Source organism: Pseudokineococcus basanitobsidens (assembly GCF_037482545.1).
Classification (GTDB): Bacteria; Actinomycetota; Actinomycetes; order Actinomycetales; family Quadrisphaeraceae; genus Pseudokineococcus; species Pseudokineococcus basanitobsidens.
The window spans coordinates 4,292-13,789 of the sequence record NZ_JBBIAA010000018.1 but is presented as its reverse complement, the minus strand read 5'-3'; the positions used below and the strand labels follow the sequence as shown (position 1 = coordinate 13,789).

Genomic DNA, 9,498 nt, shown 5'->3' with positions numbered 1-9,498 from the left:
CCGCCACCGCGCCAGGCGGCGCGGTTCCGGGGCTCCGTCGCACCCTGCACGCTCGCCGGGTGAGCACCGGCCCCGCCGTCCTGTGGTTCCGCCGTGACCTGCGCCTGGGCGACAACCCCGCGTTGCTCGCCGCCCGCGAGCGCGGGGGCGACGACGGCGTGCTGCCGCTGTTCGTCCTCGACCCCCGGGTGTGGGACGCCGCCGGCGCGCCGCGACGGCACTTCCTCGTCGGGTGCCTGGAGGCCCTGCGCGACGCGACCGACGGGGCGCTCGTCGTCCGTCGCGGCGACCCGGTCGACGTCGTGCCGAGGCTCGCGCGGGAGGTGGGTGCCGCGTCCGTGCACGTCGCGCGGGACACCGGTCCCTACGGACGCCGTCGCGACGCGGCCGTGCGCGAGGAGCTGGGCGAGGTGCCCCTCGTCGAGGACGGCACACCGTACGCCGTCGGACCGGGTCGTGTGCTGAAGGACGACGGCTCGCCGTTCCAGGTCTTCACGCCGTTCTCCCGCGCGTGGCAGGCGCACGGCGTCCCCGAGCCGGCGCTGACGCCGCGGTCGCTGACGTGGGCCCGGGCGGACGGCGCCGACGACCTCCCGGACGCGCCCGACGTCGCGCCGGAGGACGCCGGCGAGCTGCCCGTGCCCGGCGAGGCGGGCGCGCGGGCCGCGTGGAAGGCCTTCCGCGACGAGCGGCTCGAGCGCTACGCCGACGAGCGCGACCGTCCCGACCTGGACTCCACGAGCCGGATGTCGCCGTACCTGCACCTCGGACTCGTGCACCCGCGGACGCTCGTGCACGACGCCCGGGCCCGCGGCGGCGAGGGCGCCGACGCCTACGTCCGCGAGCTGTGCTTCCGCGACTTCTACGCCGACGTGCTGTGGCACCGCCCGGACTCCGCGTGGGACCTCTACAAGGACGACCTCGCCGGGATGGAGCACGACGACGGGGCGCAGGCCCGCCGTCGGGTGCAGGCCTGGGAGGAGGGGCGCACCGGCTTCCCCGTCGTCGACGCGGCGATGCGGCAGCTGCTCTCCCAGGGCTGGATGCACAACCGGATGCGGATGCTCGTCGCGTCCTTCTACGTCAAGGACCTGCACCAGCCGTGGCAGGGCGGGGCGCGCTTCTTCCTGCGGCACCTCGTCGACGGCGACCTGTCGTCGAACAACCACGGCTGGCAGTGGGTGGCCGGCACGGGGACGGACGCCTCGCCGTACTTCCGCGTCTTCAACCCGGTCACGCAGGGCAAGAAGTTCGACCCGGACGGCGACTACGTGCGCCGGTGGGTGCCCGAGCTGCGCGAGGTCGCGGGGGGAAGGGTGCACGAGCCGTGGGACCTGCCCGGCGGTCTGCCCGACGGCTACCCGGCGCGGGTCGTGGACCACGCCGACGAGCGCAAGGTCGCCCTCGCGCGGTACGAGGCCGTGCGCGGCTGAGGACGCGCAGGCGCCACCACCCCCGGACGGGCGCCGCGCCCTCGACCCGCCTAGCGTCGCGGCCATGACGGACCTCGACGGGGCACGGGTGCTGGTGACCGGTGCGAGCGGCGGTCTGGGGTCGCTGCTCGCCGGTGGGATGGCGCAGCGCGGCGCCCGGGTCGTCGTCTCCGGGCGGGACGAGCAGAGGCTGCGGGCGCTCGACGTCGAGGCCGCCGCCCACCTGCCCGCCGACCTGCGGCAGCCGGGCGCCCCCGAGGAGCTCGTCGGCGCGGCGACGGACGCGCTCGGCGGCCTCGACGTCCTCGTCCACGCCGCCGGGGCCGTCGCCTTCGGCCCCGCGGTCGAGGCCGACGACGACCTGCTCGACGAGATGCTGCTGCTGCACTACCTGGCCCCGGCGCGGCTGCTGCGCGCCGCCGCCCCGCACCTGCGGGCGTCGGCGTCGGATCGGGGTGGGTCCCTCGCCGTCATGCTCAGCGCCGTCGTCGCCGAGCAGCCCGTCGCGGGCATGGCCGCCTACTCGGCGGCCAAGGCGGCGCTCACCGCCTTCGACGCGGCCGTCGCGAAGGAGCTCCGGAAGGAGAAGGTGCGCGTGCTCGACGTCCGCCCGCCGCACACCGAGACCGGGCTCGCGGACCGGGCGGTCGCCGGCAGCGCGCCGCGGATGCCGCAGGGCAAGGCTCCGCAGGCCGTGGTCGACCGGATCCTGCGCGCCGTGGCGGACGACGAGCGCGACCTGTCGTCGTCGGCCTTCGACGGCGGCTGACCCCGTCGGGGCCCTCGGCCCCGGGAGGCACCGACGGCCCTGCGTGGTCGGCACCGCCCGCCGTCGTCCGCCATGATGGTTGAACGCAGGACGACCGGCGGCCCCGGGGCCGCCGCACCGGGGGAGGACCCATGAGCACCGACGCCGACCAGCAGAGCACCAAGGGCGCCTACGTGACGGGCGGCCAGGGCTTCGAGCGCGACACCGCCTACATCGAGACGCGGATCACGACCGACGGGGCCGACGGCTACCCGGTCGAGCCGGGCCGCTACCGCCTGGTCGCCGCGCGCGCGTGCCCGTGGGCGCACCGGTCGATCATCGTGCGGCGGCTGCTCGGGCTCGAGGGCGTCATCTCCCAGGGCATCACCGGACCGACGCACGACCGCCGGAGCTGGACCTTCGACCTCGACCCGGGCGGCGTCGACCCGGTCCTCGGCTACGAGCGCCTCCAGCAGGCCTACCTCGCCCGCTTCCCCGACTACCCCAAGGGCATCACGGTGCCGGCGCTCGTCGAGGTGAGCAGCGGGCAGGTCGTGACGAACGACTTCCCGCAGATGACGCTCGACCTCTCGACGCAGTGGCGCGAGCACCACCGCGCCGGCGCGCCCGACCTGTGGCCGGAGGCGCTGCGCGAGGAGATGGAGCCGGTCATGCGGCGCATCTACACCGAGGTCAACAACGGCGTGTACCGCTGCGGCTTCGCCGGCTCGCAGGAGGCCTACGAGGCCGCCTACGACCGCCTCTTCACCGCGCTCGACTGGCTCGAGGAGCGACTGGCGGACCGTCGCTTCCTCATGGGCGACGCCATCACCGAGGCCGACGTCCGGCTGTACACGACGCTCGTGCGCTTCGACGCCGTCTACCACGGCCACTTCAAGTGCAACCGGACCAAGCTCACCGAGATGCCGGTGCTCTGGGCGTACGCGCGCGACCTCTTCCAGACGCCGGGCTTCGGCGACACCACCGACTTCGCGCACATCAAGGCGCATTACTACGTCGTCCACGAGGACATCAACCCGACGGGGATCGTGCCGAAGGGCCCGGACCTGTCCGGGTGGCTGACGCCGCACGGCCGCGAGGCCCTCGGTGGCAGCCCCTTCGGCGACGGGACGCCGCCCGGCCCCGTCGCCGCCGGCGAGGAGGTCGACCCCGCGCACACGCCGCTGGGCTGAGCGGGCGTCGTCGCCGACGTCGGCGAGGCGGCGGCACCGTCGTCGCCGCCGACGGCGGGGTGGTGGGACGGCGTGCGCCGAGAGGGGTCAGGCGGGGACGTCCGCCGGGGCCTCGTAGCGGCGGAACTCGCGGGCGCGCAGGGCGAGGACGCCGGTCGCGACGACGACGAGGAGCCCGCCGAGCGCGACCGCCGTCCGTGCGCCGAGCAGCTCACCCCCGGCGCCGTGCAGGAGGTCCGCCAGCCGGGGGCCCCCGACCACCACGACGGTGAAGACGCCCTGCATCCGTCCGCGCATCTCGTCCGTGGCGGCGGTCTGCAGGATGGCGCCGCGGAACACCATGCTCGCGAGGTCGGCGGCGCCCGCGACCGCCAGCAGCACCGCCGCGACCCACAGCGACGCCGTCAGCCCCACGAGCCCGACGGCGACGCCCCACACGGCGACGCTGACGAGCACGAGCGCGCCGTGCCGGCGGACCTTCACGAGGCGGCCCGAGAAGAGGCCGCCGAGCAGCGAGCCGACGGGGATGGCGGCGTACAGGACGCCGAGCGCGAGCCCGCCGCCGGCCGGCCCGCCGTAGACGTCGCTCGCCATCTCGGGGAACAGGGCCCGCGGCATCCCCAGCACCATCGCGACGACGTCGGCGAGGAAGGACACGAGCAGCACCTGCTGCGTGCCGATGTAGCGGAGCCCCTCGAGGACGCTGCCGGCCCCGGCGCGCCGCCCCGGGACCCCGGACGTCGGCATCGCGGGCAGCCGCAGGACGAGCAGGGTCGCCGCGGCGAGGCCGACGGCGTCGACGAGGTAGAGCAGCGGCAGCCCCACGAGGGGGATGAGGGACCCGGCGAGCAGGGGCCCGCCGACCGCGCCGACGCCGAAGACGGTGGTGGACAGGGCCATGGCCGCCGGCAGCTGCGCCGCGGGCACGAGGCGGGGGACGGCGGCGCCGCGGGCGGGGGCGTAGAGGCCGAAGAACGCCTGCTGGACGACGACGAGCACGAGCAGCACGGCCACCGACTCGTGCCCCGAGGCGGCGTGGACGGCGAGCAGGGCGGACGTCACGGCGATGCCGCCGACGCTGACCGCCATGAGCTTCCGCCGGTCGACGACGTCGGCCACGCTGCCGCCCCACAGCGAGAAGAGCACGAGGGGGACGAGCCCCGCGGCCGAGGCGATGCCGACCCACCCCGAGCTCCCCGTGATCCGGAAGACCTCGAACGGCACCGCGACGGCGGTCAGCTGGCTGCCCACCGCGGAGACGGCGCTCGAGGTGAGCAGACGGCGGTAGGCGGGGATGCGCAGCGGCGCGGTGTCGAGCAGATGGCTGCGCAGGCTCACGCGCGGACTCTAGGTCGTGGCCCGGGGACACCAGGTCGAGGGCCGGGGCGGCCGGACGTCATCCCTGGGGGGGCGCCACGGCTCTTCAGCCCGGCTCGCCGCGCGCCTTCCGGCGACCGATGACGACGAGGTCGACGACGGCCACGACCGCGAGCACGACGAGGACGACGACGAGCCAGGCCGGCCCGCCCGTGGCCGCGGCCCAGACCGCTCCGCCCGCGCACAGCAGCAGGCCCAGCCCCGCGAGCACCGCGCGCAGCGTCAGGGCGCTGCGCGCCGGCGCGGCCCCGCCGATCCCGTAGCGCGGCTCCACGGGGTCCCGGTCGGTGCGGTCGCGCGGGTCCTGCTGGCTCACGCCCCCAGGCTCTCCTGCTGACGGGCGCCGCGCCCGGCGGGGGACGACCTCGCGGCAGCGGCGGCGGCACCCCGCCGCCGGCTCACCAGCGCGGGTGCACCAGCGCGCGCAGCTCCTCGTCGTAGACCCGCTCGACCGCGGCGAGCTCGTCCTCGGTCAGCGGCGCGAGCCGGGCCGCGGCCGCGTTGCCGCGCACCTGCTCCGGGGTGCGGGCGCCGGGGATCGCCGCGGTGACGCCCGGCTGGTCCAGGACCCAGCGCAGCGCGAGCTGCGCCGTCGGGACGCCGCGGGCCGCGGCGACCACGCCCACCTCGGCGGCCGCCCGCAGGCCGAGCTCGAAGGGGACGCCCGAGAACGTCTCGCCGACGTCGAAGGCCGCCCCGTCGCGGTTGAAGTGCCGGTGGTCGGTCTCGGCGAAGGTCGTCGACGCGTCGTACGTCCCGGTGAGCAGCCCGCTGGCGAGCGGCACGCGCGCGAGGACGCCGACGCCCGCCGCCGCGGCCGCGGGCAGGACCGCGTCGAGCGGCTTGCGGCGGAAGGCGTTGAGGATGATCTGGAGCGTCGCGAGGCGCGGCCGGGCGAGCGCCGTCATCGCCTCCTCGACGGTCTCCACCGAGACGCCGTAGGCGGCGAGCAGGCCCTCGTCGACGAGCGCGTCGAGCGCGTCGTAGACCGCATCGTCGCCGTAGACGGGCGGCGGCGGGCAGTGCAGCTGCAGCAGGTCCAGCCGCTCGGTGCGGAGGTTGGCGAGGCTGCGCGCCACCCAGGCGCGCAGGTTCTCGGCCGTGTACTGGGCCGCCTCGAAGGGGTCGGCCCGGCGGCCGGCCTTCGTCGCGACGAGAGGTCGGTCGTCCTCGGGGAGGTCGGCGAGGAAGCGGCCGATGAGCCGCTCGCTGCGCCCGTCGCCGTAGACGTCGGCGGTGTCGAGGAGGGTCACGCCCTCGTCGAGCGCCGCGCGCAGCACCGCGAGGGCGTCGTCCTCGGAGACGTCACCCCAGTCGCCGCCGAGCTGCCACGTCCCGAGGCCGACGGCGCCCACGTCGCGGCCGGTGCGCCCGAGGCGCCTGGTCTCCATGCCGGTGTCCACGGCACGGACGCTAACGACCTGGACGGCGGGCGCGGGCGGGACGACGGGCCGGGGCGGCGCGGTAGCGGCGGGAGGGCGTGCCCCCGAGAGGATTCGAACCTCCGACCTGCGGTTTAGGAAACCGTCGCTCTATCCCCTGAGCTACGGGGGCCCGAGGACGGCGGCGAGCCTACCGGGGCGGCGGTGGCGCCACGCTGCGCGCCGGGTCGACGGGTCGGCTCGCATCGCGGCGCGCCAGCGGCCAGGGTGGGGTGCGCAGCGCGCGGCGCGACGCGGTCCCCGACGGCGTCGCCCGGCCCGGTGGCCGATGTCATACGGCCGATGTCACCGCGGCCGACGTCACCGCGGCCGGCGGCGCACGTGCGTCGAGAGCGCACCACGTGTCGTCGCACCACCTTGTCGTAGCACCACCTGTCGTAGGAGGACCGATGGACCTGCAGTGGCTGGCACCGGCGTTCGAGGCCGAGGGCCCGCTCGCGAGCGTGACGCTCGACATCTCGAGGTCGGACGCCTCCGGCGAGCACGAGGTCGAGCTCCGTTGGCGCGAGGTGCGCCGCAGCCTGGAGGAGCAGGGGGCGCCGGAGCAGGTGCTCGACCTGCTCGCCGACCGGGCGACCGCGCCGAGCGGGCGCGCCGACACCGGCGACGGCTCGGGCCGCACCGTCGTGGCGGGCACGGGCGGGGTCGTCCTCGACCTCGTGCTCCCGAAGGCCCCGGCGCAGGACGAGGGCACGTGGGGCTCGCTCCCGCAGGTGCTCCCGGCCGTGCGCGCCGCGGCGGGGGCCACCCGGTACGTGCTCGTCGCCACCGACCGCGCGGGGGCGGACCTGACCGTCGCCGTCGGCGCGGGCGTCACGACGGCACGTCCCGAGGGCGGCGACGCCGTCGTGGGCGCGAGCTCGGACGTCGAGGAGACCCGGACCTCCGGCTCGGACGACGACGTGCTGCACAAGGTCCCCGTCGGCGGCGTGGGCGAGCACACCCACGAGCGCCGGGTCGAGGACTCCTGGGAGCGCGACGCCGCGGCCGTGGCCAAGGACGTCGACGACCTCGTCGGCCGGTACAAGCCGCACGTCGTCGTCCTCACCGGTGACGACACGGCCGTCTCCCTCGTGCGCGAGCGCCTCGGCGGAGCCGCCTCGGCGATCGCCGAGGTCGTCCAGGGCGGCGGCCGCGCCGACGGCATCCGCTCCGACGACTTCGCGCAGACCCTGGGCGAGCTGCTCGCCCGGGTGCAGGAGGGCCGCCTCAAGGAGACGACGGACAGCTTCGAGCAGGCCCGCGGCCAGGACGCCGACGGCACCGACGGGATCGACGCCGTCGTGACGATGCTCCAGCGCGGCCAGGTGCAGGACGTGCTCCTGCGCGACGACCCCAGCTCCACGTGGACGCTCTGGGTGGGGCCGGACCCGCTGCAGCTGGCGAGCAGCCGCGAGGACCTGCTCGAGATGGGCGTCTCCGACCCGGTCGAGGTCCGGGCCGACGCTGCGCTCCTCCGCGCGGCGGTGGGCGGTGCCGCGGGCCTCGTGCTCGTCCCGGGTGCCCGGCAGGACGAGACCGACGAGCTGGAGCTGGCGGACGGCGTCGGCGCCCTCCTGCGGTGGTCGGACGAGGGGACGCCGGGCGGCAGCGCGCCGACGATGTCCGGCGACGCCGACCGCCTGCGCGACGTCGGCGCCTGACCCGACGGGGCACCCGGGCGCCCCGCCGGTACCGCCGGTGGGACGCCGCGCGTCCGGCCGGGGGAGGACGAGTCGGACGAGGTCGGACGACACGCCGACGGGCGCCCGACGAAGTTGACGGTTGAACGGGTTGGTCAGCAGACTCCGACCCGCAGTGCGCACCGCTAGCCCCCCCTGCGCGGTGCGCACTGCCTCCACCTCGACGACGCCCCGCCGCACCCCGGTGCCGCGGGGCGTCGTCGTCCCGGCCGACCGGGCCTGCGGCCCGCGAGGTGCGGCGGCGGAGCGGCTAGCGTGCGCGGGTGCCCGACGCGTCCAGGTCCGAGCGGCCCCCACGGCGCCGGTCCGTCCTCGGGCGGCTGCTCGGTCGCACCGCCGCGGCCCCCGAGCCGTCAGGGACGGTGCGACCCGCGCCGGAGCCCGAGCGGGCGGTCCCGACGAGCACGCCGGCGCCGGCGGTGCCTCCCCCCGAGCCGACGACGCCCCTGCGCGCGGTGCTCGACGGCTGGCGGTCCGAGCTGGCCACGACGGCCGGGCAGGGCGTCCTGGTGGACGACCGGACCGCGCCCGGCGTGCTCGTGGCGCCGCTGGACCTCGGCGGCGCCCACCCCTCCGGTCTCGCCGCCTTCTGGGCCGGCCGCGCGACCCGGCTGTCCAGCCTGGTGCGCGAACGGGGGGCCCACGAGGCCGCGCGCGAGCGCGTGCGGGCGCTGCGCGCGGCGGCGCAGGAGGTCGGGGCCGCGCACGGCCTGCAGCCCGGGGCGCTCGCCGTCGGCCTCGTCCGGTGGTCGGCGCTGGCCGACGTGACGGCGGGGCTGCCCGCGGTCGAGGTGCACGCCCCCGCGCTGCTGCAGCCGCTCGTCCTGCGCCCGCGCGGCGCCGGCGCGCTCGACGAGGAGCTGGACCTGCAGCCCGGAGCCCGGGTCAACCCGGCGCTCGTGCGGCTGCTGGCCGCCCGCGGCCACCGGGTCGACGTCGCGGCGGTGCTGGCGCCCTTCGCCGACGGGCGCGGTGACGCGCACCGACGGGCGACGGGCGAGCTGGCGGCCCAGGTGGCGCACGTGCCGGGGCTCGAGCTCTCCGAGCGGACGCTCGTGGGCGTCTACCCCAACCTCGCCGGCCCCCTGGTGGACGACCTCGCCACCCTGGCCTGCGCGGCCGACGGCGGCCTGCCGCCGCTCGTCACCGCGCTCGCCGCCGCGAGCGCCGGCCGGGGCGTCGGGCCGGGAGGTCGGGGCGGCCTGCCCGCCCCGGTGCGCCCGTGGGGTGACGACGCGCGCCGCCGGCTCGTCCTGGACCTCGACGAGGAGCAGGAGCGGGTGCTGGACGCCCTCGTCGCCGGGCGGTCGCTGCGCGTGCTCGCCCAGCCGGGCACCGGGGCCACGCAGCTGGTGGCGCAGGCCGTCGCGTGCGCCGTCGGCAGCGGGCGGCGCTGCCTTGTCGTCGCCCCCGCCCTGGACGAGGCCCTCGACGTCGCGGACCGGCTCGACGCCGCCGGGCTCGGCGACCTCCTCCTCGCCGCCGACCGGCGTGGCACCGCGCCGCGCCGCGCCGCGCCGCCGGACGGACCGTCGTCGGACGGGATGGGGACGGGTGCGTCCGGGCCGGACGGGGCTGGGCTGGACGGCTCGGGGCCGTCCTCCCAGGACCTGGTGGCCCGCG

At 77.2% G+C, this 9,498-nt stretch carries 7 protein-coding genes, 1 tRNA gene and 1 pseudogene; 5 read left to right on the top strand and 4 right to left on the bottom strand.

From position 1 onward, the window contains the following. Window positions 1-59: 59 nt before the first annotated feature. From WDZ17_RS13000 to WDZ17_RS12990, 3 genes are all read left to right on the top strand, one after another. Window positions 60-1,433 (top strand): cryptochrome/photolyase family protein, encoded by a 1,374-nt coding sequence (locus tag WDZ17_RS13000; protein WP_339575591.1) that lies wholly within the window; start codon window positions 60-62, stop codon window positions 1,431-1,433. Window positions 1,434-1,497: 64 nt separating this feature from the next. Next, window positions 1,498-2,202 (top strand): SDR family NAD(P)-dependent oxidoreductase, encoded by a 705-nt coding sequence (locus WDZ17_RS12995; protein WP_339575590.1) that lies wholly within the window; start codon window positions 1,498-1,500, stop codon window positions 2,200-2,202. Between the two features lie 131 nt (window positions 2,203-2,333). Next, window positions 2,334-3,374, top strand: a complete 1,041-nt coding sequence (locus WDZ17_RS12990; protein ID WP_339575589.1) for a glutathione S-transferase family protein — start codon at window positions 2,334-2,336, stop codon at window positions 3,372-3,374. 87 nt (window positions 3,375-3,461) lie between these two features. Here WDZ17_RS12990 and WDZ17_RS12985 read toward each other — a convergent pair whose 3' ends face one another. From WDZ17_RS12985 to WDZ17_RS12970, 4 genes are all read right to left on the bottom strand, one after another. Continuing rightward, on the bottom strand, window positions 3,462-4,712 hold the full coding sequence (locus tag WDZ17_RS12985) for an MFS transporter (protein WP_339575588.1): 1,251 nt from the start codon (window positions 4,710-4,712) through the stop codon (window positions 3,462-3,464). Window positions 4,713-4,797: 85 nt separating this feature from the next. Next, window positions 4,798-5,067 carry a DUF6343 family protein gene (locus tag WDZ17_RS12980; RefSeq protein WP_339575587.1) on the bottom strand — a complete coding sequence of 90 codons (270 nt, stop codon included), beginning with the start codon at window positions 5,065-5,067 and terminating at the stop codon, window positions 4,798-4,800. A gap of 82 nt (window positions 5,068-5,149) precedes the next feature. Continuing rightward, window positions 5,150-6,142 carry an aldo/keto reductase gene (locus WDZ17_RS12975; protein ID WP_339575586.1) on the bottom strand — a complete coding sequence of 331 codons (993 nt, stop codon included), beginning with the start codon at window positions 6,140-6,142 and terminating at the stop codon, window positions 5,150-5,152. Window positions 6,143-6,232: 90 nt separating this feature from the next. Then, window positions 6,233-6,305, bottom strand: a tRNA-Arg gene (locus WDZ17_RS12970). 277 nt (window positions 6,306-6,582) lie between these two features. On the opposite strand from WDZ17_RS12970, the gene WDZ17_RS12965 reads away from it, so the two are divergent. Together WDZ17_RS12965 and WDZ17_RS12960 are read left to right on the top strand one after the other, a co-directional pair. Further along, complete coding sequence (locus tag WDZ17_RS12965; protein ID WP_339575585.1) at window positions 6,583-7,836, top strand: baeRF2 domain-containing protein; 1,254 nt, start codon at window positions 6,583-6,585, stop codon at window positions 7,834-7,836. 302 nt (window positions 7,837-8,138) lie between these two features. Next, window positions 8,139-9,498, top strand: a pseudogene (locus WDZ17_RS12960) (hypothetical protein); the annotation flags it as partial.